Annotated in this window: 23 protein-coding genes; 11 read left to right on the forward strand and 12 right to left on the reverse strand. The window is 72.5% G+C overall.

Features of this window, described 5'->3' with window-relative positions; genetic code table 11:
- Positions 1 to 4 precede the first annotated feature (4 nt).
- Positions 5 to 586, forward strand: coding sequence for an isochorismatase family protein (locus ACLQ2X_RS12420; RefSeq protein WP_425681145.1), 582 nt, complete (start codon positions 5 to 7; stop codon positions 584 to 586).
- A 39-nt stretch (positions 587 to 625) separates the two neighbouring features.
- A complete protein-coding gene (locus ACLQ2X_RS12425) occupies positions 626 to 1867 on the forward strand; it encodes an MFS transporter (protein ID WP_425681146.1) in 1242 nt (413 codons plus the stop codon).
- A gap of 115 nt (positions 1868 to 1982) precedes the next feature.
- Here ACLQ2X_RS12425 and ctaD read toward each other — a convergent pair whose 3' ends face one another.
- A complete protein-coding gene (gene ctaD / locus ACLQ2X_RS12430; RefSeq protein ID WP_425681147.1) occupies positions 1983 to 3740 on the reverse strand; it encodes a cytochrome c oxidase subunit I in 1758 nt (585 codons plus the stop codon).
- A gap of 127 nt (positions 3741 to 3867) precedes the next feature.
- A complete protein-coding gene (locus ACLQ2X_RS12435) occupies positions 3868 to 4974 on the reverse strand; it encodes an FAD-dependent monooxygenase (RefSeq protein ID WP_425681391.1) in 1107 nt (368 codons plus the stop codon).
- 326 nt (positions 4975 to 5300) lie between these two features.
- Between ACLQ2X_RS12435 and ACLQ2X_RS12440 the strand changes: the two genes are divergently transcribed.
- Positions 5301 to 6437, forward strand: coding sequence for a GH12 family glycosyl hydrolase domain-containing protein (locus tag ACLQ2X_RS12440; RefSeq protein WP_425681148.1), 1137 nt, complete (start codon positions 5301 to 5303; stop codon positions 6435 to 6437).
- 59 nt (positions 6438 to 6496) lie between these two features.
- On the opposite strand, the gene ACLQ2X_RS12445 is transcribed toward ACLQ2X_RS12440, so the two are convergent.
- Positions 6497 to 7279, reverse strand: coding sequence for an aldo/keto reductase (locus ACLQ2X_RS12445; RefSeq protein ID WP_425681149.1), 783 nt, complete (start codon positions 7277 to 7279; stop codon positions 6497 to 6499).
- 78 nt (positions 7280 to 7357) lie between these two features.
- Between ACLQ2X_RS12445 and ACLQ2X_RS12450 the strand changes: the two genes are divergently transcribed.
- Both ACLQ2X_RS12450 and ACLQ2X_RS12455 read left to right on the forward strand, forming a co-directional pair.
- Positions 7358 to 8386 (forward strand): DNA polymerase ligase N-terminal domain-containing protein, encoded by a 1029-nt coding sequence (locus tag ACLQ2X_RS12450; RefSeq protein ID WP_425681150.1) that lies wholly within the window; start codon positions 7358 to 7360, stop codon positions 8384 to 8386.
- Between the two features lie 8 nt (positions 8387 to 8394).
- Entirely contained in the window at positions 8395 to 9564 is a 1170-nt protein-coding gene (locus tag ACLQ2X_RS12455) for a threonine synthase (protein WP_425681151.1), read from the forward strand.
- A 31-nt stretch (positions 9565 to 9595) separates the two neighbouring features.
- Here ACLQ2X_RS12455 and ACLQ2X_RS12460 read toward each other — a convergent pair whose 3' ends face one another.
- Both ACLQ2X_RS12460 and ACLQ2X_RS12465 read right to left on the reverse strand, forming a co-directional pair.
- Positions 9596 to 9991, reverse strand: coding sequence for a cupin domain-containing protein (locus ACLQ2X_RS12460; protein ID WP_425681152.1), 396 nt, complete (start codon positions 9989 to 9991; stop codon positions 9596 to 9598).
- A gap of 245 nt (positions 9992 to 10236) precedes the next feature.
- On the reverse strand, positions 10237 to 10518 hold the full coding sequence (locus ACLQ2X_RS12465; protein ID WP_425681153.1) for an iron-sulfur cluster biosynthesis family protein: 282 nt from the start codon (positions 10516 to 10518) through the stop codon (positions 10237 to 10239).
- Positions 10519 to 10801: 283 nt separating this feature from the next.
- Here ACLQ2X_RS12465 and dacB point away from each other — a divergent pair, with 283 nt between their 5' ends.
- Positions 10802 to 12385 carry a D-alanyl-D-alanine carboxypeptidase/D-alanyl-D-alanine endopeptidase gene (gene dacB / locus ACLQ2X_RS12470; RefSeq protein WP_425681154.1) on the forward strand — a complete coding sequence of 528 codons (1584 nt, stop codon included), beginning with the start codon at positions 10802 to 10804 and terminating at the stop codon, positions 12383 to 12385.
- A gap of 102 nt (positions 12386 to 12487) precedes the next feature.
- On the opposite strand, the gene ACLQ2X_RS12475 is transcribed toward dacB, so the two are convergent.
- Positions 12488 to 13372, reverse strand: coding sequence for a hypothetical protein (locus tag ACLQ2X_RS12475; protein ID WP_425681155.1), 885 nt, complete (start codon positions 13370 to 13372; stop codon positions 12488 to 12490).
- Positions 13373 to 13592: 220 nt separating this feature from the next.
- On the reverse strand, positions 13593 to 14186 hold the full coding sequence (locus ACLQ2X_RS12480; protein ID WP_425681156.1) for a pentapeptide repeat-containing protein: 594 nt from the start codon (positions 14184 to 14186) through the stop codon (positions 13593 to 13595).
- A 65-nt stretch (positions 14187 to 14251) separates the two neighbouring features.
- Here ACLQ2X_RS12480 and ACLQ2X_RS12485 point away from each other — a divergent pair, with 65 nt between their 5' ends.
- Together ACLQ2X_RS12485 and ACLQ2X_RS12490 are read left to right on the forward strand one after the other, a co-directional pair.
- Positions 14252 to 15484, forward strand: a complete 1233-nt coding sequence (locus ACLQ2X_RS12485; protein WP_425681157.1) for a serine hydrolase domain-containing protein — start codon at positions 14252 to 14254, stop codon at positions 15482 to 15484.
- A gap of 352 nt (positions 15485 to 15836) precedes the next feature.
- The gene (locus tag ACLQ2X_RS12490; RefSeq protein WP_425681158.1) at positions 15837 to 17489 is read left to right on the forward strand and encodes a substrate-binding domain-containing protein; all 1653 of its coding nucleotides are present in this window, start codon (positions 15837 to 15839) and stop codon (positions 17487 to 17489) included.
- A 50-nt stretch (positions 17490 to 17539) separates the two neighbouring features.
- Here ACLQ2X_RS12490 and ACLQ2X_RS12495 read toward each other — a convergent pair whose 3' ends face one another.
- Positions 17540 to 18004, reverse strand: a complete 465-nt coding sequence (locus ACLQ2X_RS12495) for a PPOX class F420-dependent oxidoreductase (RefSeq protein ID WP_425681159.1) — start codon at positions 18002 to 18004, stop codon at positions 17540 to 17542.
- A 31-nt stretch (positions 18005 to 18035) separates the two neighbouring features.
- Positions 18036 to 18677, reverse strand: coding sequence for a DUF6642 family protein (locus ACLQ2X_RS12500; protein ID WP_425681160.1), 642 nt, complete (start codon positions 18675 to 18677; stop codon positions 18036 to 18038).
- A 255-nt stretch (positions 18678 to 18932) separates the two neighbouring features.
- On the opposite strand from ACLQ2X_RS12500, the gene ACLQ2X_RS12505 reads away from it, so the two are divergent.
- Complete coding sequence (locus ACLQ2X_RS12505) at positions 18933 to 19709, forward strand: D-Ala-D-Ala carboxypeptidase family metallohydrolase (protein ID WP_425681161.1); 777 nt, start codon at positions 18933 to 18935, stop codon at positions 19707 to 19709.
- A gap of 119 nt (positions 19710 to 19828) precedes the next feature.
- On the opposite strand, the gene ACLQ2X_RS12510 is transcribed toward ACLQ2X_RS12505, so the two are convergent.
- The 3 genes from ACLQ2X_RS12510 to ACLQ2X_RS12520 all read right to left on the reverse strand — a co-directional run bounded on the left by ACLQ2X_RS12510 (position 19829) and on the right by ACLQ2X_RS12520 (position 22291).
- Positions 19829 to 20275 (reverse strand): hypothetical protein, encoded by a 447-nt coding sequence (locus tag ACLQ2X_RS12510; RefSeq protein ID WP_425681162.1) that lies wholly within the window; start codon positions 20273 to 20275, stop codon positions 19829 to 19831.
- Positions 20276 to 20384: 109 nt separating this feature from the next.
- Positions 20385 to 21056, reverse strand: coding sequence for a response regulator (locus ACLQ2X_RS12515; protein ID WP_425681163.1), 672 nt, complete (start codon positions 21054 to 21056; stop codon positions 20385 to 20387).
- Positions 21053 to 22291: a sensor histidine kinase gene (locus ACLQ2X_RS12520; protein ID WP_425681164.1), complete on the reverse strand. Its 1239-nt coding sequence runs from the start codon at positions 22289 to 22291 to the stop codon at positions 21053 to 21055. The genes ACLQ2X_RS12515 and ACLQ2X_RS12520 overlap by 4 nt, the downstream gene beginning before the upstream one ends.
- Positions 22292 to 22423: 132 nt before the next feature.
- Between ACLQ2X_RS12520 and ACLQ2X_RS12525 the strand changes: the two genes are divergently transcribed.
- A complete protein-coding gene (locus ACLQ2X_RS12525; protein ID WP_425681165.1) occupies positions 22424 to 23323 on the forward strand; it encodes an ABC transporter ATP-binding protein in 900 nt (299 codons plus the stop codon).
- Positions 23320 to 24105, forward strand: coding sequence for an ABC transporter permease (locus ACLQ2X_RS12530; protein WP_425681166.1), 786 nt, complete (start codon positions 23320 to 23322; stop codon positions 24103 to 24105). The genes ACLQ2X_RS12525 and ACLQ2X_RS12530 overlap by 4 nt, the downstream gene beginning before the upstream one ends.
- The last annotated feature ends 1 nt before the right edge of the window (position 24106 follow it).

Raw genomic sequence — 24106 nt, forward strand, 5'->3', positions numbered from 1 at the left:
TCAGATGACGAATGCCCTGATCATCGTGGATGTGCAGAACGACTTCTGCGAGGGCGGCTCCCTCGCGGTCGGTGGCGGGGCCGGCGTGGCCGCCGGGGTCTCCCGGCTGCTCGCCGCCGAACCGGGTCGCTGGGACCACGTGGTCGCGACGAAGGACTACCACATCGACCCGGGCGCGCACTTCGGCGATCCGCCGGACTACGTCGACTCCTGGCCCCGGCACTGCGTGGTCGGCACGGCCGGCTCCGAGTTCCACCCGGACCTGGTGACCGACCGGGTCGAGGCCGTCTTCCACAAGGGCGAGTACGCGGGCGCGTACTCCGGCTTCGAGGGGCATGCGTCCGACGGCCAGGGCCTGGCCGACTGGCTACGCGCACGCGGCGTGGACCGGGTCGACGTGGTCGGCATCGCCACCGACCACTGCGTACGCGCGACCGCGCTGGACGCCGCTCGGGAGGGCTTCCGCACCACCGTGCTGCTGGAGCTGACCGCCGCCGTGGCGCCGGGGACGCTGGACGTGGCGTTGCGCGCACTGGACGGCGCCGGGGTGACCATGGTGGGCGAGCCTGTGATCAGGGCCGCTTGACCGGGTAATCGCTTGCGGGTGTCGTACCCCGGCCCCAGGATGGCGCCGGAGGTACTGACCCTGGTGAACCTGAAGCCCTACCGGGAGGCGCTCGCCCTACCCGGTCTCCGGTCGTTGCTGCTGGTGTCGGTGCTGGCCCGGGTGCCGTTGACCGCCACCGGGGTGACGCTCACCTTCTACGTGGTGCTCGACCTGGGGCGTGGCTACGGCGCCGCCGGCCTGGTCGGCGCCGCGTCGACGATCGGCGCCGCGGTCGGCTCGCCGCTGCTCGGCCGGCTCATCGACCGTCGAGGGCTGCGGCCGGTGCTGCTGCTCACCACGGTCGCCGAGGCGTTGTTCTGGTCCGCCGCGCCCACGCTGCCGTACCCGGTGCTGCTGCCCGCCGCGTTCCTGGCCGGGCTGCTCGCGCTGCCGATCTTCTCGATGGTCCGCCAGTCGATCGCCGCGCTGGTGCCGGCGGAGAAGCGCCGCCCCGCGTACGCGCTGGACTCGATGGCGGTGGAGCTGTCGTTCATGGTCGGGCCGGCTCTCGCCGTCGCCCTGGCCACCGCCGTGACGCCGCGCCTGACGCTCTGGGCGGTCGGCGCCGGGATCGTCGGCTCCGGCGTCTGCTTCTGGCTGCTCAACCCGCCGGTCCGCGCCGCCGGCGAGCAGACCGGTTCGCCGCGTCGGGTGCACCGCCGCGAGTGGCTCACCCCGCGCCTGCTCGCCGTGCTGGCGGTCAGCCTGGCCGCCACGCTGGTGCTCGGCGGGACCGACGTCGCGGTGGTCGCCGTGCTGCGCTCCGGCGGCGAGGTCGGCTGGACCGGCGCGGTGCTGGCCGCCTGGGCGGTCGCCTCGCTTGTGGGTGGCTTCGCCTACGGCGCGGTACGCCGCTCGCCCTCCCCGCTGGTGCTGGTGGCCGCGCTCAGCCTCACCACCATCCCGGTGGGGCTGGGCGGATCGCACTGGTGGCTGCTCAGCCTCGCGTTGATCCCCGCCGGGGCGCTCTGCGCACCGACCATCGCCGCCACCTCCGACGCGGTGAGCCGGCTGGCCCCGGCGGGGGTACGCGGCATGGCCATGGGCCTGCACGGCTCCGCCGTCACGGTCGGCATCGCGCTCGGCGCGCCCCTGGCCGGCGCGGTGATCGACGCCTCCGCGCCCCTCTGGGGTTTCGTGGTCACCGGCGCGATCGGCGCGCTTGTGGCGCTGGCCGTGCTCCCGGTCGAGCTGCGCCACCGCCGCCACACCCTCTCCACCCCGTCCCGGGACCCGGAACTGACCCCCGCACCCCTGTAAGCCCACTCCCGCGCGGGTTGACCAGGGGGTTCGCGGGCGGACAGGGCAGGGCGCAACGGCAGCGGGCGCCGCACCCCGGGTGGGGTGCGGCGCCCGTGGTCAGGCTGGTGCGGCTCTAGCGCTGGTCCAGGTTGCCGGCGGTGTCCTCCTGGTAGCTGGCGCCACCGTTGACCTCGCTGGTCAGCGGCTTGGCACCGCCCTCGGGCGGACCGGCCAGGGACTGCCCGGCGGCCAGCTCGGGGAACTTCGCGTCGAAGGCGGGTCGCTCGGAGCGGATCCGCGGCATCTGGTCGAAGTTGCGCAGGGGCGGCGGCGAGCTGGTGGCCCACTCCAGCGAGTTGCCGTGGCCCCACGGGTCGTTCACCTCGACCACCGGGCCGGTCTTGTACGACTTCCAGCAGTTCCAGATGAACGGCAGCGTCGAGATACCGGTGATGAACGCGCCGATCGTGGAGATCATGTTCAGCGTGGTGAAGCCGTCGATGGCCTGGTAGTCGGCGTACCGGCGAGGCATGCCCTCGGTGCCCAGCCAGTGCTGCACCAGGAACGTGGTGTGGAAGCCGACCATGGTCAGCCAGAAGTGGATCTTGCCGAGCCGCTCGTCGAGCATCCGGCCGAACATCTTCGGGAACCAGAAGTAGATGCCGGCGAACACGGCGAACACGATGGTGCCGAAGAGCACGTAGTGGAAGTGCGCGACCACGAAGTACGAGTCGTGCAGGTGGAAGTCGAGCGGCGGGCTGGCCAGCAGCACACCGGTCAGGCCACCGAGGAGGAAGGTCACCAGGAAGCCGATGGCGAACAGCATCGGCGTCTCGAAGGTGATCTGCCCCCGCCACATGGTGCCGATCCAGTTGAAGAACTTCATCCCGGTGGGCACCGCGATGAGGTAGCTCAGGAAGCTGAAGAACGGCAGCAGCACCTGGCCGGTGGCGAACATGTGGTGCGCCCAGACGCTCATCGACAGGGCGGCGATGGCGATGGTGGCGGCCACCAGACCCTTGTAGCCGAAGATCGGCTTGCGGGAGAACACCGGGATGATCTCGCTGATGATGCCGAAGAACGGCAGCGCGATGATGTAGACCTCGGGGTGCCCGAAGAACCAGAACAGGTGCTGCCAGAGCATCGGGCCGCCGGTGGCCGGGTCGTACACGTGGGCGCCCATCAGGCGGTCCGCGGCGAGCGCGAACAGCGCGGCGGCCAGCAGCGGGAAGACCAGGATGGCCAGCAGGCTGGTGACAAGCATGTTCCACGTGAAGATCGGCATCCGGAACATGGTCATGCCGGGCGCGCGCAGGGTCAGGATCGTGGTGATCAGGTTGACCGCGCCGAGGATCGTGCCCAGACCGGAGATGGCCAGGCCGACGACCCACATGTTGGCGCCGACGCCGGGGGCGTGCTCGACCGTGCTCAGCGGGGTGTAGGCGGTCCAGCCGAAGTCGGCGGCGCCACCCGGGGCGATGAAGCCCGCGGTGGCCATCGTGCCGCCGAACAGGTACAGCCAGTACGCGAAGGCGTTGAGGCGGGGGAACGACACGTCCGGCGCGCCGATCTGCAGCGGCACCACGTAGTTCGCGAAGGCGAACACGATCGGCGTCGCGAAGAACAGCAGCATGATCGTGCCGTGCATGGTGAAGAGCTGGTTGTACTGCTCGGGCGACAGGAACTGCAGGCCCGGTCGCGCCAGCTCGGCGCGCATGATCAGGGCCATCACGCCACCGATCATGAAGAACACGAACGCGGTGACCATGTACATGATCCCGATTTGCTTCGCGTCCGTGGTGCGCAACAGCCGCGCGAGGGCCGACCCCTTGACCGGCTCGCGGACCGGCCAGGGCCGGGTCACGACCGGCTTGGGTGCGACGGTGGTCACGAGTGGCCTCCGGTTCTGGTTGTCCCGCTCGGCGCGCTGGTCATCGGCGCTGCCGTCATCCGTAGGGAGGATAGTCCCCGGTAGGTGGCCCCGCTGCGTGGGGTGGGCGGCTACGATCGCCCGCCCGTCAGGGCGGCCCGGTGAGGAGCCGGTAGTGCTCCTGGAAGATCCGTCCGCCCCGTCCGCGCAGCAGCGGGTCGCGCAGCGCCGGCGGCACGTCGCGGGTGCGGTTGCGGTCCCGGGTCCGGTCCCGCACCCAGCGGGTACGCGGGCGGCGGCGACTCTCATACGCGATCAGGGCGGCGTCGACGCTGGCGGCGGCCCGGAGTGACTCGGCGAGCACGACGGCGTCCTCCAGCGCCATGGCGGCACCCTGGGACAACGTGGGTGCGGTGGCGTGAGCGGCGTCACCGACGAGCAGCACCCGGCCGCGGAACCAGCGGCCCAGTTCGACCTCCTCGGTGCGCTCGGCGGTGACGGTCTCCAGCGCGGCCAGCACGTCGGGCACCGGCCCGCCGTAGGAGCCGAACAGCTCGTGCAGGCGCGCGGTCGGGTCGGCGGGCAGGTCGGTGCCGGCCTCGTCGGCATAGCAGTAGAGCCGGCCGGCGCCGATCGGCACCAGCAGGAAGCCGGCCCGCTGCCCGAGCAGCGCGGTCCAGTCGGCGATCCGCGGGCCGCCGCGCACCAGCGCCCGGTAGACGACCTGTCCGGCGGGGCGGGGCGGGCCGCCGAGCGCGGCCAGGGTCCGTACCGCCGAGCGCGGCCCGTCGGCGCCGACGACCAGGTCGTACTCGCCGCTGGTGCCGTCGGTGAAGCCGACCGCGACGCCGCCGGGCAGCGGGTCGACGGTGCTCACCTCGGCGCCGTGGCGGACCGCGCCGCCGGCTCCGGTGAGCAGCACCCGGTGCAGTTCGGCGCGGGGCAGCGCCCGGCACTCCCCGACCCCGGCCCAGAGCGTGTCGAGGTCGACCTCGCACAGCGTTGCGCCGGCGGCGTCGAGGAAGCGCTGCCGGTGGATCACCTGGCCGAGCGGGCGCAGCGGCCCGTCGAGGTCCAGCCGGCGCATCGCGCGGGCCGCGTTGCCGGGAAGGTAGAGGCCGGTGTCGGTCCGTTCGGTGGGCGGCAGCCGGTCGGTGACATCGGGCCGGAACCCCGCCCGGCGCAGCGCCCGGGCCACGGCGAGGCCGGCGAAGCCCGCGCCGACGACGAGGATGCGCAGGGGGGAACCACCCATCGTGGGGTACGCCTCCGGAGGGAACGGCACGCGTTGGAGGCAAGACATTACTCCGCGCAACCAGGCGTGGGAAGTGACCGTACGCTCCGGCGCGGGCCGCCGGTCGGCGTCGCCAGCCGTCCCACCGGCAGGAATCCCGGCTCCAACCGGGGGAGTCGACCGGCGGCGGTTTGCGGGGGCGTGAGCGCGCGGACGCGGAGAGTCAACCCGCCTGCCGCATTTGCGCAATGGTTCCAGGCATGTAAATGTATCTGTTGAATATGGGAGCGCTCCCGCGCATGTCCCCGACAGATCCGGCGCCGTCCCGCGCCGACCCAAGGAGCATCATGAAGCGTCCACTCAGAGCCCTCGCCGCGGCCGGTCTCCTGGCCGCCGGCACCATCGTCGCCGTCGCCCTCGGCGGCACCGCCTCCGCCGACACCCAGATCTGCGAGCAGTACGGCTCGACCACGATCGGCGGGAAGTACGTGGTGCAGAACAACCGCTGGGGCACCTCCGCCCAGCAGTGCATCAATGTCACCTCGACCGGCTTCTCGATCACCCGGGCGGACGGCTCCTCGCCGACCAACGGCGCGCCGGTCTCCTACCCGTCCATCTTCGTGGGCTGCCACTACACGAATTGTTCGCCCGGCACCAACCTGCCGGTCCAGGTGAAGAACATCAGCAGCGCACCGAGCAGCATCAGCTACAACTACGTCAGCGGCGCGACCTTCAACGCGTCGTACGACATCTGGCTCGACCCGTCGCCCAAGCGGGACGGCGTGAACCAGATGGAGATCATGATCTGGCTCAACCGGCAGGGCTCGATCCAGCCCATCGGCTCCCCGGTCGGCACCGCCAGCATCGCCGGCCGGACCTGGGAGGTCTGGCGGGGCAGCAACGGCTCCAACAACGTCATCTCCTACCTGTCGCCGTCGGCCATCCCCAACTTCAGCTTCGACGCGATGGCGTTCATCAGCGACACCCGCAACCGGGGCGCGATCACCAACGACTGGTACCTGACCAGCATCCAGGCCGGTTTCGAGCCGTGGCAGGGCGGCGTCGGGCTGGCCGTGAACTCGTTCTCGCAAACCGTGAACACCGGCGCCACGCCGCCGCCCACCACCACCGCCCCGCCGACCACGACGCCCCCGCCGTCCGGTGCGGCGTGCACGGTGACCTACCGCGCGCCGAACGTCTGGAACAACGGCTTCACCGCCGAGGTGACGGTCAAGAACACCGGATCCGGCACCATAAACGGCTGGACGCTCGCCTACAACCTGCCCTCCGGGCAGACCGTCACCAACGCGTGGAACGCCACCGTGAGCCAGAGCGGCTCGGCGGTGACCGCGCGCAACGCCGCGTTCAACGGCACCCTGTCGCCCGGGGCCTCGGCCACCTTCGGCTACCAGGCCACGCTCAACGGCAGCTACTCCGCGCCGAGCAGCTTCACCCTCAACGGCTCCACCTGCGCCCGGGGCTGACCACCGGACGCAACGGGGGCGCGGTCCGTGCGGACCGCGCCCCCCTTGCGTACAGCGGGTCAGCCGGCGAGGGCGTCGATGTCGCGCATCTCCTCGGCGGTCAGCGAAAAACCGAACACGTCGGCGTTGGCGCGGATCCGCTCCGGCGTGACCGACTTCGGAATGACCACGATCTCGTGGTCGATGTGCCAGCGCAGCACCACCTGGGCCGGCGACACGCCGTGCGCCCCGGCGATCCGCACCAGCACCGGGTCGGACAGGTCGCTGCTCTTGAACGGGCTGTAGCCCTCCAGCGCCACGCCCCGGTCCCGGTGCGCGATGTGCGTCTGCCGGTCGTACAGCGACGGGCTCCAGCGGATCTGGTTGACCGCGGGCATCTCCCCGGTGGCCTGGATCAGCTCGTCGAGCTGCGCCACCGAGTAGTTGCTCACCCCGACGGCCCGGGCCAGGTCCTCGTCCCGGGCGGCGAGCATCTCCCGCCACACCGGGATGCTGTCGCCGGACGCGGAGGGCGGCCAGTGCACCAGCCACAGGTCGACGTACCCGGTGTCCAGCGCGGCCAGGCTGGCCTCGATCGTCTCCCGCTCCCGGCCCACCCGGTCCGGGGGCAGCTTGGTGGTGATGAAGACGTCCTCGCGGCGCAGCCCGCTCTCCCGGACCGCGCGCCCGACCTCCTTCTCGTTGCCGTACATGGTCGCGGTGTCGATGTGCCGGTACCCGGCGTCCAGCGCGGCGAGCACCGCCTCGCACCCGGCCTCGGCGGTGGCCTGCCAGGTGCCGAAGCCGAGCAGGGGGATCCGGACGTCGCCGGGGAGCGGGAGGGTGGGCTGGTCGATGTCCATGTCCCCCGTTCTACCCCTGATCCGTGCCGGCACACCGGCATCCCGGCGCACACGGCCGCTCTGACGGAGAATGCGGGGATGGCGGACCGGTTGGCGGAGTACCGGCGCAAGCGGGACGCCGCGCGTACCCCGGAGCCGGTGCCCGCACGCGCCGGGGGCCGGAAGCGGTCCGCGCGGCCCCGCTTCGTGATCCAGCAGCACCACGCCCGCAGCCTGCACTGGGACCTGCGGCTGGAGCACGACGGCGTGCTGGCCTCCTGGGCGGTGCCGCGCGGCCTGCCCCGCGACCCGGGCCGCAACCACCTCGCGGTGCACACCGAGGACCACCCGATGGAATACCTGACCTTCCACGGCGAGATCCCGGCCGGGGAGTACGGCGGCGGGCGGATGACCATCCACGACACCGGGACCTACCGCGCGGAGAAGTGGCGCGACGACGAGGTGGTCGTGGTGCTCGACGGCGAGCGAACCAAGGGGCGGTACGTGCTGTTCGCCACCGGTGGCCGGGACCGGGACTGGATGGTGCGCCGCACCGACCCGCCGCCGCAGGGCTGGACGGCCATGCCGGAGCTGGTCCGCCCGATGCGCGCCACCGATGGTCGGCAGCTGCCCCGCGACGAGGCCGCCTGGGGGTACGAGCCGCGCTGGGCGGGCGTGCGGGCCATGGCGTACGTCTCCGGGGGCCGACTACGGCTGCGCGACGGCGACGACACCGACGTCACCGGGGCGTACCCGTGGTTGCGGGCGATGGCCGAGGCGCTGGCCCCCACGGAGGTGGTGCTCGACGGCGTGCTGGTCCGCATCGACCCGGCCGGGCGGGTCCGGCAGCCGACCCGGCGCGACGGGCAGTTCCTCGCCGTCGACCTGCTCTGGCTGGAGGGCGTGGCAAGCCTCGACGTGCCGTACGCGCAACGCCGGGACCTGCTCGACACCCTGGCGTTGGCCGGTTCGCACTGGCAGACTCCGCCGTGGTTCCCGGGCGTCGGCGCGGACGCCCTGCGGGCCGCCCGTGAGCAAGGGCTCCCGGGAGTGCTGGCGAAACGCCTCGACTCCCCGTACGAGCCGGGCCGGCGCAGTCGGCACTGGCTGAGCATCGACGCGAGCTGAGGACCACCGTGCACCTGACGCACCTGGAATGCCCGCGCTGCGGCCTGGACCATCCGGCCGACAAGCCGCAGAACCTGTGCGGATGCGGTTCCCCGCTGCTGGCCCGCTACGACCTCGCCGCGGTGGCCGCCACGGTCGCCCCCGAGCAGTTCGGGCTGCGCCCGGCCGACCTGTGGCGCTACCGGGAACTGCTGCCGGTCGCCGACCCCCGGTTCGTCACCACGCTCGGCGAGGGCTGGACACCACTGTGGCGGGCCCCGGCCTACGGCCACGAGATCGGCATCCCGGACCTGCTGGTCAAGGACGAAGGGTTGATGCCGACCGGCTCGTTCAAGGCGCGCGGCGCGGCCGTCGGCGTGAGCCGGGCGCGGGAGTTGGGCGTGGAACGGATCGCCATGCCGACGAACGGCAACGCCGGCGCGGCCTGGGCGACGTACGCGGCGCGGGCCGGGATGGGCGCGACGATCGCCATGCCGCTGGCCGCGCCGACCGTCTGCCGCGCGGAGTGTCGCGCCGCCGGGGCGGACCTGCGGCTCGTCGACGGGCTGATCAACGACGCCGGCCGGGAGATCGCCGAACTGGTCGCCGGGTCGCACGGGCAGATCTTCGACGCGGGCACGCTACGCGAGCCGTACCGCCTGGAAGGCAAGAAGACCATGGGGTACGAGATCGTCGAACAGCTCGGGTGGCAGGTGCCCGACGTCATCATCTATCCCACCGGCGGTGGCGTCGGGCTGATCGGCATCCACAAGGCGCTGCACGAGATGCGTGAGTTGGGCTGGGTGGAGGACCGGCTGCCCCGGCTGGTCGCGGTGCAGTCCACCGGCTGCGCGCCGATCGTGCGGGCGTTCGCGGCTGGCGAGGAACGCGCCACCCCGTGGCGGGACGCGCACACCGTGGCGTTCGGCATCACGGTGCCCGCCCCGCTGGGCGACGAGCTGGTCCTGTCCGCGCTGCGGGACAGCGCCGGCACCGCGACCGCGGTGGACGACGCGGAGATCCTCACCGACCTGCGGGACTTCGCCGCCCGTGAGGGCCTGCTGCTCAGCGCCGAGGGCGCGGCGACCCTGACGGCGGCCCGGCACCTGCGGGCCGGCGGGTGGATCCGGCCCGGCGAGCGCGTGGTGGTGCTCAACACCGGGTCCGGGTGCAAGGCGGGGTCCCCGCTCGACGCGTGAGACAGCGGCGGGGCCCCCGCTCGACGATCGGCTATCCGGAGGTCGGCGGCTCGTCCTCGCCGGCCTCCTCGGCGGCGTCCGCCTCCTCCTTCGTCTTGTGCACCGCGCCGTCGGCGTGCTCCGGCGGCCCGTAGACGGTGTAGAGCACCAGGGGGTTCGGCCCGGTGTTGACGAAGTTGTGCTTCGTGCCGGCAGGGACGACCACGAGGTCGCCGGCGACGACCTCCTTCTTCTCCCCGGCCACCCGCGCCTCGCCGGTGCCGCTGACGAACGTGAGGATCTGGTCGATGCCCTCGTGCACCTCCTCGCCGATCTCGCCGCCCGGCGGAATGGTCATGATGACCAGCTGGGTGTGCCCCCCGGTCCAGAGAACGCGGCGGAAGTCGGGACTCTTCTCGGCGACGGTCGCGATCGTGAAATGCTCCATGACCCGCTCATACCCCGTTCCCGCATCCGCCACGCCGCGGAGTCACGGATGGTGGAATTCCCCACGCCTGCTGGTTTGGGCCCGCCGCGACGGGGCATGTGCTGGCCATAAGACCGGCGCATCCGCTGGCCGGTCGAGCCAGGTCCCCGCTGACGTACGGCCCTGCCGGCTGCGGCGGTGGGAGACGGCCAGAGCGCGGCGACGTGACGACCACCGGTCGGGCGGCGCCGTGCGCTCGTCTGCGCTCACTCCTGCTCGGAGAACCCGAACTGGACCACACCCTCGTCGTCGACGAGCGCGTCCATCGAGGTGTCGTTGAGCAGTTCGGCGGCGTCGGAGTCCAGGAAGATCCGCGCCCCCTCGGTGTGCACCACCTGGTCGCCCTGCGCCGGCTGGGGCACCAGTTCGAGGGAGAGCGAGCCGGCGTCGGTGTCGGCGGCGATGCGCAGCCCGCCGGCCTCGGCGACGTCCTGCTGGGCGGCGAGGTCGCGGATCACCAGGACGGCGTTGTCGGTCATGGTCAGCATGGCGGAACTCCTCGTGGCTTGGTGTCGGGTTTCGCGGGCGACTCGGCCCACGCGGTCGACTCGCGACCCGGATGCGGGCGAAACACGTGGTCGCCGCGCGGAGGGGCCCGGTTCCACGGCCCTCACCCCCACCGTGCCTGCTGTCCGGGCATCCGTCAAATAGAGCCCGGTCAGCGGTAGCGCTCCCGTGAGCAGGTCTTTCCCGGCGCGGACCGGCTCGTGGAAAATAACCTTTCTCACCGGAGTCTTCTCCGCAGGAAATCTCCATGGCAGCATCGGGCCCATGCATCGTCGCCTATTCCCCCGGGCACTCGCGGGCCTGGTGCTCGTCGCCACCGCGGCCACCGCGGGCGCCCCCACGGCCACCGCCGAGGCGCCCACCCCCGCCCAGACCCGGCTGCACGCCACCATCGACGCGATCCTCGCCGACAACCGGCTCGACGGGGCGCAGGCCGGCGTGGTCGTCGTCGACACCACCACCGGCCGTACCCTCTACGACCGCAACGGCACGCGACGGCTCATCCCGGCCTCCAACACCAAGCTGCTCACCTCCACCGCCGCGATGGAGCTGCTCGGGCCGGGCCACCGGTTCGCCACCGACGTCAGCACCGACGGCCGGCGCCGGGCCGGGGTGCTCTCCGGCGATCTCTACCTGCGTGGCGGCGGCGACCCCACCATGCTCGCCGCCGACTACGACCGGCTCGCCGCACAGGTCGCCGCGGCCGGGGTACGGGTGGTCACCGGCGATCTGGTCGCCGACGACACCCGGTACGACCACGACCGGCTCGGGCCGGACTGGACCTGGGACGACGAGCCCTACTACTACGCGGCACAGGTGTCCGCGCTGACCGTGGCGCCGGACACCGACTACGACGCCGGCACCGTGATCGTCAACGCCGTGCCGGGCAGCCGGACGGGCGCCCGGCCGAAGGTGACCATGACCCCGGACAACGGTTGGTTGCGTATCGACAACCGGGCCGAGACGGTCGCCGGCGGCGAGACCTCGATCTCCTTCGAGCGGCAGCACGGCACGAACACCGTGGTGGTGACCGGCCAGATCGCGCTCGGCGCGGCCACCGAGAGCGACTGGGTGACGGTCTGGGAACCCACCGGGTACGCCGCCGACATCTTCCGGTCCGCGCTGCGCCGCCACGGCGTACGGGTCATCGGGCGGACCGTGCTCGGCACGGCCACCCCGGACACGGCCACGCCGCTGGCCCGGCACGACTCCATGCCGCTGGCGGAGTTCATGGTCCCGTTCATGAAGCTCTCCAACAACGGCCACGCCGAGGTGCTCACCAAGGAACTGGGCCGGGTGCTGTCCGGTTCCGGCACCTGGGCCGCCGGCCTGTCCGCGATCGGCAACTACGTCGGCGACTCCGGCATGGACACCGGCACGCTGCGCCAGCGCGACGGCTCCGGGCTGTCCCGCCGCAACCTGGTCCCGCCGGCCCAGTTCGTCACGCTGCTCACGTCCGTGCGGGACGAACCGTGGTTCGGCACCTGGTACGCGGCGCTGCCGGTGGCCGGCAACCCGGACCGGTTCGTGGGCGGGACGCTGCGCAGCCGGATGACCGGCACCGCCGCCGCGAACAACGTGCACGCCAAGACCGGCAGCCTGACCGGGGTGTCCGGGCTGTCCGGCTACGTCACCTCCGCCGACGGCCGGGTCCTGGCCTTCTCGATCGTGCTGAACAACTACCTGACCTCGTCGGTCAAGGGGTTGGAGGACCAGATCGCGATCGCGCTGGCCACCTACACCGAGAAGGCGACGTCCACGGCCCGGCGGGCGGTGCCGACCGCGCCGGAGTCGCCACGCGTGCCCGAGGGGCGGGAGTGCTCCTGGGTCAAACCGGCGCTCTGCTGACCGACCGTGCCGCCCTGGCGTACCCCGCCGGGGCGGCACGGCCCGCACCGTCAAGCGGACCGCACCGTCCAGCGGCTCTGGCCAGTCAGCGGCCCTGGCCGCTCAGCGCAGCGCGACGGCCTGCAGGCTGACGTTGCCGCAGTCGCCGAGCGATTCCTCCACCGTCCAGTTCATCAGCAGCCGCGCGCCGCGCGGGGCCTGGAACCGCACGGTGAACTCGGTGGTCAGTGCCGTGTGCGGATCCTCCATCCGGAGCGTGGTCGTCGGCCCACCGCCGGATACGCGCACGTCGAGCCGGCCGCGGGCCATCCAGAGACCGGCGTAGAGACGCACCGTGCGTGGGCGCCCGTCGGCGGTCACCGACAGCTCGAACCCGCTGCCCCGGTGACAGGCGTAGACGCCGGACATGGTGCCGCCGGCCGACGCCACCGGGTTGCCGTCGCGCCAGGCGTACGCCTCCGGGTTGTTGCTGAAGCTCTGCCGCCGCCCCCGGCCGCCCTCGTCCCGGATCTCGCCGGAGCCATCCCGCTTGCGGACCGCCCGGTCGGCGCCGAGCAACCCCCAGTGCACCCAGTCGGTGGGGCCGACGGCGGTCAGGTCGACAGTGGCGGGCACCTCGGCGCGGCTCACCGTGACGATCGGCGGCGGCACGCGTGACGGCGACGGGGTGGGAAGGGACGGTGACGGGCTCGGCGACGGTGACCGCAGCCGGGGGCGCAACCCCGGGTTGACCACGGTGTCGTCGGCCCCGTTCGGCGGGCCGACCCGGCCGGGCGGCGCGACCGGCAGGCCGGTGTCCTCGGCGCGCGGCTCGTCGTGCCGCTCGACGCCGAGGTAGGCCGCCACCGCCGCCAGGCAGAGGACCGCGGCCACCACTTCCAGCATCAGCCGCCTGCGACGACGCAACCGGCGCAGCGCGGACCGCGTCCGCGGAAGGTCGTAGCGGTGCGAGCCGGGACCGGTACGCGAATGGTCCTGCTGGCCCACCGCACCCTCCGCTCCGGTCGCGCGGCCCCGTGAAAACGGCCGGAACGCGACTGATTCACCGTGTCATCGGACGGCTGTTTGCGCCATATGTGGGCCGAAGGGCGTTTCCACTTCGTTACCGAGCGGCCGCGAGCGGGCCCGGCCCACGGGGCGGCTCAGCCTACCGCGACCGACTCCGGCGTCACCGCCGTCGTCCGACCCCGTCGGCGCCGCCGGTTGCTCAGCCGACCTGGAAACCGAGCGCCTGGGCCAACGCCACCGCCTGCTCGACGTCGACCCGCGCGCCGGAGCGCTCCACCGCCGTCGGGTCGAGTGCGGACAGGTCACTGCCCCGCAGGTCGGCACGGTTCAGCTTGGTGGCGTGCAGTTGGGCGCCGGAGAGGTCCACGCCGGTCAGCACCGCGCCGGTGAGGTCGGTCCCGGTCAGGTCGACCTCCCGCATCCGCACGTCGGTGATCCGCGCCCCGCGCAGGTCGGCGCCGGCCAGGGTGACGAAGGACCAGTCACCCCGGTCGATCCGCAGCGGACGCAGGTCGCAGCGGTCGAACGTGCTGCCGACCAGTTTGCAGCCGGTGAACTCGGCCTCGAAGAGATTGCACTTGCTGAACGTGCAGCGGGTGAACGCCGAGTCGGTGTGCCGGGAGGAGTTGAACGCCACGTTGCCGAAGACGCAGTCGGTGAAGACGGCACCCCGGCTGACCGCCTCGGTCAGGTCGACGTGGAAGAACTCACACCGCGTGAAGTGCCGGTCGGTCAGTTCCTCGGCATACCAGTCCTGCTGGCGGTACGTGGTGTCCTCGACGGGTTCCGGCATGCCGCCGACCCTACTGCGACCGACGGACACTTCCGGCCCGGCCTACCGGCCGGTACGTTCGCGTCGTGACTGTCACCGTGAGCACCGACCCCGGCCGTGTCGGCTTCGATCCCGCCCGGTTGGCACGGATCGACGAACACTTCGCGCGGTACGTCGACGACGGCCGGCTCGCCGGCTGGCAGGTCGTCGTCACCCGCCGGGGCGAGATCGCCCACTCCGCGACGTACGGGCTGCGGGACCGGGAGGCCGGCACCGCGGTGGAGCCGGACACGCTCTGGCGCATCTACTCGATGACCAAACCGATCACCTCGGTCGCCGCGATGATGCTCTGGGAGGAAGGCCGGTTCGAGCTGACCGACCCGATCAGCCGCTGGCTGCCGGAGTTCGCCGACGCGCGGGTCTTCGACCGGGGTTCGGTGCTCAAGCCGTACACCGTGCCGGCGGTCGAGCCGATCCGGATCTGGCACCTGCTCACCCACACCGCCGGCCTGACGTACGGCTTCGCCCAGGTCTCGGTGGTCGACGGCCTCTACCGGGCGGCGGGTTTCGACCTGGGCGTGCCACCGGGGGCGGACCTGGCCGCGGCCTCGGCCGGGCTGGCCCGGCTGCCGCTGCTGTTCCAGCCCGGCACGAGCTGGAACTACGGCGTCTCCACCGACGTGCTGGGCCGCCTGGTCGAGGTGGTCTCCGGGCAGTCGTTGGAGGCGTTCTTCGCCGAGCGGATCCTGCGCCCGCTGGGCATGACCGACACCCGCTGGTGGGTGGACGCGGCGGACGCCACGCGCCTGGCCGCCCTGTACGCCCCGCATCCGGCCACCGGTCAGGCGGTACGCGCCGACGCGGTGGGCCGGGCCGCGCTGGCGGAACCGACCTGGCACTCCGGCGGCGGCGGGCTGGTCTCCACGGCGGCCGACTACCACCGCTTCACCCAGTTCCTGTTGCGCGGCGGCGAGCTGGACGGGGCACGCCTGCTCGGCCCACGCACGGTGCGTTTCATGACCCGCAACCACCTGCCCGGCGGCGGGGACCTGGCGTCCTTCTCGCCGAACGGCTTCGCCGAGACGATCCTGGACGGGATCGGCTTCGGGCTGGGCTTCGCCGTGGTGCTGGACCCGGTGCCGTCGCGGGTGCCCAGCAGCGTCGGCGAGTACTACTGGGGTGGCCTGGCCAGCACCGCGTTCTGGGTGGACCCGGTGGAGGAGGTCACCGCGCTGCTGTTCACCCAGCTCATGCCGTCGAGCACCTACCCGCTGCGCGGCCAGCTGCGCCAACTCGTCTACGCCTCGCTCGTCGACTGAGCCGAGCCGTGGTGGGGTCCGGTGCCGGCGGACGTTCACCCGACGACCTCCACGTGCGGCGCCGACCTCGGCAGAGCCGGCAACACATCGCCTACATCGGTCGAACACTTGAGGATCGCTCAAGCGCGGTCCTTGCCGTGCGGCAGGTGGCTTCACGCGCGAAGATCGTCCTACCTTTCGGAATGGCTGATCTGACGCGCGCACGGTGAGAGTGGACATGACTGCGGATAGTGGCGGCAAGGGGCGTTCACCGGTGACTGCCAGCAACAGTCGGCGAAGCGGTGCCGACCTGGGTCAAGGTCGGGCGCCACGAACTCATCGTCGCCAGCCTCGGCGTCGCGGCGGTCTCCTGGTGCTGGTTTGTGTCGTTCTCAGCGGGCTGATCGTCCTCGGTGTGACACATGGTGCGGGGATAATCGACAGGCTGTCGCCGGCGTCATGTGAGAAGGGCACCGAGTCCCTGCGCGTCGTCGCGGCCCCGGAGATCACCTCCACTGTGGAAGCGGCCGTGCGGAGACTGGGCGACCAGGGTTCCACCTGCAACCGGGTGGAGCTCGTCAGTGAAGACCCGGCGGTCACGGTGCAGAAGGGCGCGCCGAAGGCGCTCCAGGTGTGGATCCCGTCGTCTCGGATCTGGTTGGACGGCCTCGACCCGGACCGGCAGATCTTTCCCGTCCACGACAACTACCTGGCCCGGTCTCCGCTGGTTCTCGCTGCCCCCGCGGGCGTGGCCGGCACGCCGTGGGCGCGATCCGACTTCTCGTGGACGACGTTGCTGGGGAGCGTCGCGGGAGGGGCGGTCAGGCTCAACATGGGTGATCCCACCCGGGACACCGCCGGCCTGCTGTCTTTCGTGGCGGTGCAGAAGGCCGCCGCCCCGCCTGGGACCGATGCCGGCGTCGCGCAGCTTCGCGCACTCGCGCTGCGCAGCAGGCTGCGCGACGACTCGGCGTCGACCGCCGACTTGCTGCGCCAAGCCGACGAGCGCGGTGACCAGAAGGCGCTCGCCGAACTCGGCTTCTTCCCGATAATCGAGCAGCAACTCTGGAAGCACAACGCCGGTCGGAGCAAGCCGGTGCCGAGCCTGTACGCCAGCGACGTCGCGGTCGAGGCCGATTATCCAGTGGCGGTCGCAGGCGAGGCCACCGCAACCGCCGCGCAACGTCGACTGCTGGCCAGCTTCATCGACAGTCTCCGGTCTCCGGACATCGGCGACACCCTGTTGGCCGAAGGCTTCCGCCTCACCGGGTTCGGGGGGCCGACACCCCGGCTCGGCGTCCCGATGGGGCTGCCCTTGAACCTCGCCGGTCCGCTGGCGGCCGTGGACCTGAACGTCGGCGTGAAGGCAGCCGAGTGGTCCCGCTACAGTCCGGAGCGCTTCCAGGTGCTCGTGGTGATCGACCGTTCAGGTTCCATGGCCGCTCCCGTGGCCGTCGGGAAGGGTCGCACCACGACCAAGGCGACGTTGCTTCGGACCTTCGGGGCCGTCGCCGCGCAGACGTTCACCGAGGACACGGAACTCGGACTCTGGTTCTTCGGCACACCGACCGGCAGGAGCCCGGCCACCGAGGTGGCGGTTCCCCTGGGGCCGCTCACCAGTGCGGTGAAGGGCGGAACGCGTCGTCAACTCATCGGCCGACAGATCGCCGGCTACCGCCCCATCCCCGACAGTGGAACACCGCTCTACCGGGCCGTGCTCGACGCGGTGAGCCATATGCAGGCCAAGGCCAAGCCAGGTCACCGGCCGATCGTCGTCGTGCTGACCGACGGCCGGGACGGGAACTCGCCCTACACCATGGACAGAGCGACGTTCCTGAAAGAACTCGTGCGGGACCAGCCCTCGGTGCCGGTGTTCTCGATCGGTATCGGCGAGACCGCGGACATGGACACGTTGCGCGCAGCCGCCGAGGCGACCGACGGCCGGGCCGAGGCCGCACTGAACCCCAAGGACCTCGCCGCCGCGATGGCGCGCATCTTCTTGGCGGCAGTCGCCGGAGGCAATTAGCGACGGTCGGCCACCGTGCGGCTGTCGCCCGGTGGCCGGCGCGTACCGGGTCAGTCGGCGAGCCGGGCCGGGAAACCGCCGGTGGCGACCGGGCCCCAGGACTCGATGGTCACCCGGATCAGCGACTTGCCCTGCCTCACCATCGCCGACCGGTACTCGTCCCAGTCCGGGTGCTCGCCGGAGATGCTGCGGAAGTAGTCGACGAGTGGTTCCAGCGCCTCGGGCAGGTCGAGCACCTCGGCCACGCCGTCGACCTGCACCCACGGGCCGTTCCAGTCGTCGGAGAGCACGCACGCGCTGACGCGGGGGTCGCGACGGATGTTCGTCGCCTTGGCCCGCTCGGGGTAGGTGGAGATCACCAGCCGGCCCTGCGCGTCCACCCCGCAGGACACCGGTGAGGACTGCGGGCGGCCGTCGGCGCGGGTGGTCATCAGCACCACCCGGTGCCGGGGCCGGAGGAATTCGATCAGGGCGTCCCGGTCGACCCGGGTGTTCGTCGCGATGCTGCGTGTCATGCCCTGGTTCTACCAGGCCCACGCGGAACCCTCAGCGCTGCCGATCGGCGGCGCGGCGCGGGGTGGTCTGCTCGGGCACGCGCGGACGGGCCGTGGGGCGCCAGGCCCGACCGTTGGCGTAGATCACCCGGAACCCGAGGTACGCGGCCAGCGGCGCCCAGTGCGCGGAGCGCATCCGCAGCTCGGCGGCGTTGTGCCGCTGCCCGTTGGCCAGCACGTCGAGCAGCACGGTCTCGAAGGCGGCCGACTCGACCCAGTCCACCTCGCGGGTGAAACCGCAGATCAGTGCCGCCCCGGTCACGTCGAGGAACTCGCGCAGCACGGCGTCGGAGGCGCGCAGCACCGAGCAGCTGCCGAAGTACAGCCGCCGGCCCTCGCCGCGCCCGGCCATCCGCTGGGCCACGTCCGACAGCTCGACGGAGTCCCAGTCGGTGAGGCAGAGCCGGCTCGGCTCACCGTGCATGGCGAAGAAGCCGACCCGGTGGTCGGCGTACTGCTTGAGCAGCCAGCGGTCGAGGAAGTAGAACAGCTCGTCGCGGGTGGCCGCGTCCTTGTGGATGTAGCGGATCCGGCCCAGGCGTTCGAGCAGGTCGAGCGTGGGCAGGACGGAGCCCCGTTCGTTGAGGTCGCGGTGCCACTGGCCCTCGACGCAGAACACTCCGCCGCGTGCCACCGCCCACCTCCTGCCCGTCCCAGGTCGCCGTCCGGGTCCGCGAGCAGACGTTACCGGCCACCTCCGACGTCGACAGCGCACGGGCCGCCCGATGAACCGCGCTTTTGCCCGCAGGACGGGCGAACCATGAATGTGAGAACAATTTCCGCTTATCGCGACGAAGTGGCCCGACGCCTGTCACGGTGAGAGGGACGGGACGTACCTGTCGAAGTGCCGTCGCCACCTCAGTTCCGCTCATCTATCGGGAGGACTCCTGTGCGCGTCAACACCTTCAAGCGAGCGGCAGTCGCATTCGCGCTCGCCCTGCCCGGCGCCGCCGTGGCGACCGTCGTCGCCGCGCCCGCGGCCCAGGCCGACGGCTGCTACACCTGGCCGCGGACCCTGACCCAGGGCCGCTCCGGCGAGGACGTCCGACAGCTCCAGATCCGGGTCGCCGGTTGGGCCGGATACGGCGGCGTCGTGCGCGTCGACGGGAGGTACGGCCCGGAGACGGCCACCGCGGTCAAGCGCTTCCAGGCCGCGTACGGGCTGCCCGCCGACGGTGTCGCCGGTCCGCGGACGTTCGCCAAGATCTACGGTCTGCAGGACAACGACTGCACGCCGAAGCACTTCAGCTACGCCGAGTTGGACAACGGTTGCGGCAAGGGCGGGTGGGGCGGGGGCCCGCTCTCGTCGTCGGCCACCCGGGAGAACGCAGTACGCACCATGTGGAAACTGGAAGCGCTGCGGCGCAGCCTCGGCGACAAGCCCCTCTACGTCACCAGCGGATTCCGCAACCTCGCCTGCAGCCGGCAGGTCGGCGGCACCGCGAACAGCCAGCACCTCTACGGCAACGCGGCCGACCTGACCTCCCGCGACCGCACCCTCTGCGAGATCGCCCGGTCGGCGCGTGACCAGGGCTTCAGCGGCATCTACGGGCCCGGCTACCCGGACCACGGCGACCACACGCACGTGGACTCCCGCAAGGAGAACAACCGGGACTCGATCGCCAACACCACCGACTGGTCCGCCTCCCGCTGCGGCGTCAACTGACCGCCGACGGCGGCCCGGCACGGGGATGAGGACTCCCCGGGGCCGGGCCGCCGTCGCGGGGGCCCACGACCCGCCGGTCGACGCCGCGACCGGCGGCACCGCACCGGGCCCGGCGGGTGTCAGCTCGCCCGCGGCCAGTGCGGCCGGACCACACGCGGAACCGCGCCACGCGCCGCAGCCCCGGACCGCACCGCCGGCCCGGGCGCACCCGGACGGGCGGCCGGACCGGGTGCGGCCGCCCGCCCGACCGGACGGGCGGCCGACGGACCGGTCAGCACGAACGGGAACGGCACGTGCACGAACGGGTTGCCGTGCCGGATCAGCGCGTCGACCTGACGGTCGTTGAGACCGTGCGTGGTCAGCACCCGGCGCCCCCAACGGTGCAGCCGACAGGGGAACGACGCGCCATCGTTGCGGCACTTCGGTCCGGCGGGCCACTCCTCGGCGGCGTGCACCACCACCGCCCGGACCGCGAGGCGCACATCCTCGGGGGTCAACGGCGCCGGCACCGGCACCTCGCCCAGAATCTGATCGATGGGGTCCGTCGACTGCTCACCAACTCGCACGGCAGGCCTCCCGCAGCTCGGCAGCGGTACGGCGGAACGGCCGCACCACATCCTCGCCCACTGGTACGGTCGGGGAGGCGCGACAGTTCAATACCGCCGGACACCGAAGTCAGACCAGGCCGGCGTCCTGCACCAGCAGCGCCACCTGCACCCGGTTGTTCAGGTCCAGCTTCGTCAACAGCCGGGACACGTACGCCTTGACGGTCGCCACGCTCATGAACAACTCGGCGGAGATCTCCGCGTTGGTCCGACCCCGGCCGAGCAGCAGCGCGACCTCCCGCTCCCGCTCGGAGAGCCCGTCCAGCAGGCGCGCAGCCCGCTGGCGTTTCGGGTCCGGCGCGGGTTGCGCCACGGTGGCGGTGACGTGGGCGATGAGCTTGCGGGTCACCGCCGGGGACAGGGTCGCCTCCCCCGCCGCGACCCGGCGCACCGCCGCCACGATCTCCGCCGGCGGGGTGTCCTTGAGCAGGAAGCCGCTCGCCCCGCCGCGCAGCGCCCGCAGCACCTGCTCGTCGGCGTCGAAGGTGGTCAGGACCAGCACCTCGGGCGGCTCGGCGGTGGCACGCAGCGCCTCCGTCGCGGCCAGTCCGTCGACCCGGGGCATCCGGATGTCCATGAGCACGACGTGCGGGGCGTACGCGGCGACGGCCGCCGGCACCTCGGCGCCGTCGGCGGCCTCCCCGACCACGGTCAGGTCGGGCACGCCGCCGAGGATCATCGACAGCGCGCCCCGGACCAGCGGGTCGTCATCGACGATCAACACCCGCACCGGGCCGCTCACCGGGCCGCCCAGGGCAGCCAAGCGGTCAGCCGGAACCCGCCGTCGGCGTCCGGACCGTGTTCGAGGCGGCCGCCGGCCAGCGTGACCCGCTCGGCGATCCCCACCAGACCGGTGCCGGTGCCCGGGATCGCGGTGGCCGGGCCGCCACCCACCGGCCGGGGATTGTGGATCTCCACCGCCAGCCCTGCCCCGGGGGCCCCGGCCAGCCGGAGCGCCACCACCGCGCCGGGCGCGTGCTTGCGGGCGTTGGTGAGCCCTTCCTGCACGATCCGGTACGCGCTGCGCCCGACCGCCGCCGGCACCGTGTCCGGTTCCGCCACCTCGTCGACCACGCCGACCCGTACCCCGGCTTCGCGGCTCTCGGCGACAAGCGCGGGCAGGTCGCCGAGGGTCGGCTGCGGCCGTTCCGGCGTGGCCCCCGGGCCCACCTCGGCCCGCAGCACGCCGATCACCTCGCGCAGGTCCTGCAACGCGGCGTGCGCGCTGGCCCGGATCACCCCGGCCGCCCGGGCGACCTCCTCCGGCGGGGCGTCCGGGCGGAACTCCAACGCCCCGGCGTGCAGGCTGAGCAGGGAGATGCGGTGGGCGAGCACGTCGTGCATCTCCCGGGCGATCCGGCCGCGTTCGAGCTGCCGAGCCTGGTCGAGCCGGAGCTGCTGCTCGGCCTCGGCCCGCTCGGCACGGTCGCGCAGCGACAGCACCAGGTGGCGCCGGGCCCGGACGAACAGCGCCCACGCCACCACCGCGGCGATGAACAGCGCGGTCCAGACCACGGAGGCCCAGAACGGCATCGTCGGATCGGGTCGGACGACGAGGTAGATCGGCAGGCTCAGGAGGTTCCAGCCCACCAGCGCCAAACCCACCGGCAGCGGTCGGTGGACCAGAACGGTGAACACGACGACCAGCAGCACGACGCCGGCGGTGGTCGAGAAGAACGCCAGCGGTGCGGTGGCCACCGCCAGCCCCACCGGCCAGCGCCGGCGTAACCAGAGCGCGCCACTGACGAGCAGGCCGGCGAGCAGGTCGACCTCCTCCAACCAGTGCGGGCCGGCGTTGAGCCCGAACTGCGGGCCGGGACCGGTGGCGTCGGCGTGCGTGACCAGCACCCAGAGCAGCGCGGCCAGGAAGAGCACGCTGTCGACGAACCAGTCCCGCGGGGTCCGCCGCGCCGCCCGGGTGGGCATCAGGGTGCCCGGCAGGAGCCAGGAATGATCGGGTACGGCGGCGCTGGTCACCAGCCCATGCTAGGAAGCCGTCCGGCCCGGCTGCCAGCTACCAAAGTCGACGACTGAGCAGGACCGAGGTCGACGCCGGCGCCGACCGCCGGCCGCAGCGGGTGACCGGGTAGCCCCGGCAGGCTCGACGGCATGATCGAAGCCGACCAACTCACCAAGCGGTACGGCCCGCACACCGCCGTCGCGGATGTCACGTTCCGCTGCGAACCGGGCACGGTGACCGGCTTCCTGGGGCCTAACGGCGCCGGGAAGTCCACCACGATGCGGATGATCTGCGGGATGACGCCGCCCACCTCGGGTGGGGCGACGGTCGCCGGCCGCCCCTACCGGCACCTGCCAAATCCGGGGCGGCAGATCGGCGTGCTGCTCGACGCCTCGGCGCAGCACGCGGGACGCAGCGGGCGGGAGACGCTCACGCTGGCCGCCCGCACCATGGGAGTGGACCAGGGCCGGGTGGCGGCGACGCTCGACCGGGTCGGTCTGAACGACACCGCCGCCCGGCGGCGGGTGGGCGCGTACTCCCTGGGGATGCGGCAGCGGCTCGGCCTGGCGCTGGCGCTGCTGGGCGACCCCCGGGTCCTCATCCTGGACGAACCGGCCAACGGCCTCGACCCGGAGGGGATCTTCTGGATGCGCGGCCTGCTGCGCGACTTCGCCGACCGGGGTGGCACGGTGCTGCTCTCCTCGCACCTGCTGCGCGAGGTGGAGGCGGTGGCCGACCGGCTGGTGGTGATCGGCGGCGGGCGGGTGGTCGCCCAGGGCGGCAAGGACGAGTTGCTGGCCGGCGCCGGCACGCTGGTGCGGGCCCGCGACCCGCACGCCCTGCGCCTGGCGTTGGAGCGGGCCGCGCTGCCGGCCACCGCCGGCACCGACGGCGGCTTCGTCGTCCGGGCCGAGCCGGGCGAGGTCGGCCAGGCCGCGGCCGACGCCGCAGTGGTCCTCACCGAGCTGCGCCCGGCCGGCAGCGGCGGCCTGGAACAGCTCTTCCTCACCCTCACCGCAGGCGCGTCGACCAAGGAGGCCGTCCGATGACCACCGCCACCCTGCCGACCGCCCCGCCGCGGCACGAACCGACCGTCGCCGGCCCCTCCCTGGTCCGGCTGACCGAGGTGGAGCTGCGCAAGCTCGCCGACACCCGGGCCGGACGCTGGTTGCTGATCGCGATCGGGCTGATCGCCGCCGTGATCGTGGTGGTGCAGCTTTTCGTCCTCGACGGGCGGGACCAGACGTTCACCGCGTTCTTCACCCCGTCGCTGTTCCCGGTCGGACTGCTGCTGCCGGTGCTCGGCATCCTCTCCATCACCTCGGAATGGTCGCAGCGAACCGCGCTGACCACGTTCGCGCTGGTGCCGCGCCGGGAGCGGGTGATCGTCGCCAAGCTCGCCGCGGTGGTGCTGGCCGCGCTCGCCTCGGTGCTGGTCAGTCTGGCCGTCGCCGCCGCCGGCACGGTTGCCGCGACCGCCACCGGCGGGGCGGGGACCTGGGCGTTCGACTGGCAACTGCTCCCCCACGCGGCCGTGTTCCAGGTGGCGAGCGCGCTGATGGGCGCCGCGTTCGGCCTGCTGCTGCTGAACACCCCGCTGGCGATCGTCACCTACCTGCTGCTACCCACCGTGTGGAGCCTGCTCGCCGCGATGATCGAGGGCCTGCGCGCGGCGGCCCGCTGGCTGGACACGTCCTACACGATGGAGCCGCTGCTCGGCACGGAGCTGAGCGCCGGACAGTGGGGCCGGCTCGGCGTCTCGCTCGCCGTCTGGGTGCTGCTGCCGCTGGCTGCCGGTCTGCTCCGTACGCTGCGCCGGGAGGTGTCGTGAC

It is taken from the genome of Micromonospora sp. DT31 (genome assembly GCF_049841795.1).
In the GTDB taxonomy this organism is placed as follows: Bacteria; Actinomycetota; Actinomycetes; order Mycobacteriales; family Micromonosporaceae; genus Micromonospora.

Coding starts and splice junctions, on each gene's coding strand:
- ACLQ2X_RS12465 (WP_425681153.1), bottom strand. CDS start 10,518: ATGCTGACCATGACCGACAACGCCGTCCTGGTGATCCGCGACCTCGCC.
- ACLQ2X_RS12420 (WP_425681145.1), top strand. CDS start 5: ATGACGAATGCCCTGATCATCGTGGATGTGCAGAACGACTTCTGCGAG.
- ACLQ2X_RS12445 (WP_425681149.1), bottom strand. CDS start 7,279: ATGGACATCGACCAGCCCACCCTCCCGCTCCCCGGCGACGTCCGGATC.
- ACLQ2X_RS12450 (WP_425681150.1), top strand. CDS start 7,358: ATGGCGGACCGGTTGGCGGAGTACCGGCGCAAGCGGGACGCCGCGCGT.
- ACLQ2X_RS12425 (WP_425681146.1), top strand. CDS start 626: ATGGCGCCGGAGGTACTGACCCTGGTGAACCTGAAGCCCTACCGGGAG.
- ACLQ2X_RS12440 (WP_425681148.1), top strand. CDS start 5,301: ATGAAGCGTCCACTCAGAGCCCTCGCCGCGGCCGGTCTCCTGGCCGCC.
- ACLQ2X_RS12480 (WP_425681156.1), bottom strand. CDS start 14,186: ATGCCGGAACCCGTCGAGGACACCACGTACCGCCAGCAGGACTGGTAT.
- ACLQ2X_RS12460 (WP_425681152.1), bottom strand. CDS start 9,991: ATGGAGCATTTCACGATCGCGACCGTCGCCGAGAAGAGTCCCGACTTC.
- ACLQ2X_RS12525 (WP_425681165.1), top strand. CDS start 22,424: ATGATCGAAGCCGACCAACTCACCAAGCGGTACGGCCCGCACACCGCC.
- ACLQ2X_RS12495 (WP_425681159.1), bottom strand. CDS start 18,004: ATGACACGCAGCATCGCGACGAACACCCGGGTCGACCGGGACGCCCTG.
- dacB (WP_425681154.1), top strand. CDS start 10,802: ATGCATCGTCGCCTATTCCCCCGGGCACTCGCGGGCCTGGTGCTCGTC.
- ACLQ2X_RS12435 (WP_425681391.1), bottom strand. CDS start 4,974: ATGGGTGGTTCCCCCCTGCGCATCCTCGTCGTCGGCGCGGGCTTCGCC.
- ACLQ2X_RS12530 (WP_425681166.1), top strand. CDS start 23,320: ATGACCACCGCCACCCTGCCGACCGCCCCGCCGCGGCACGAACCGACC.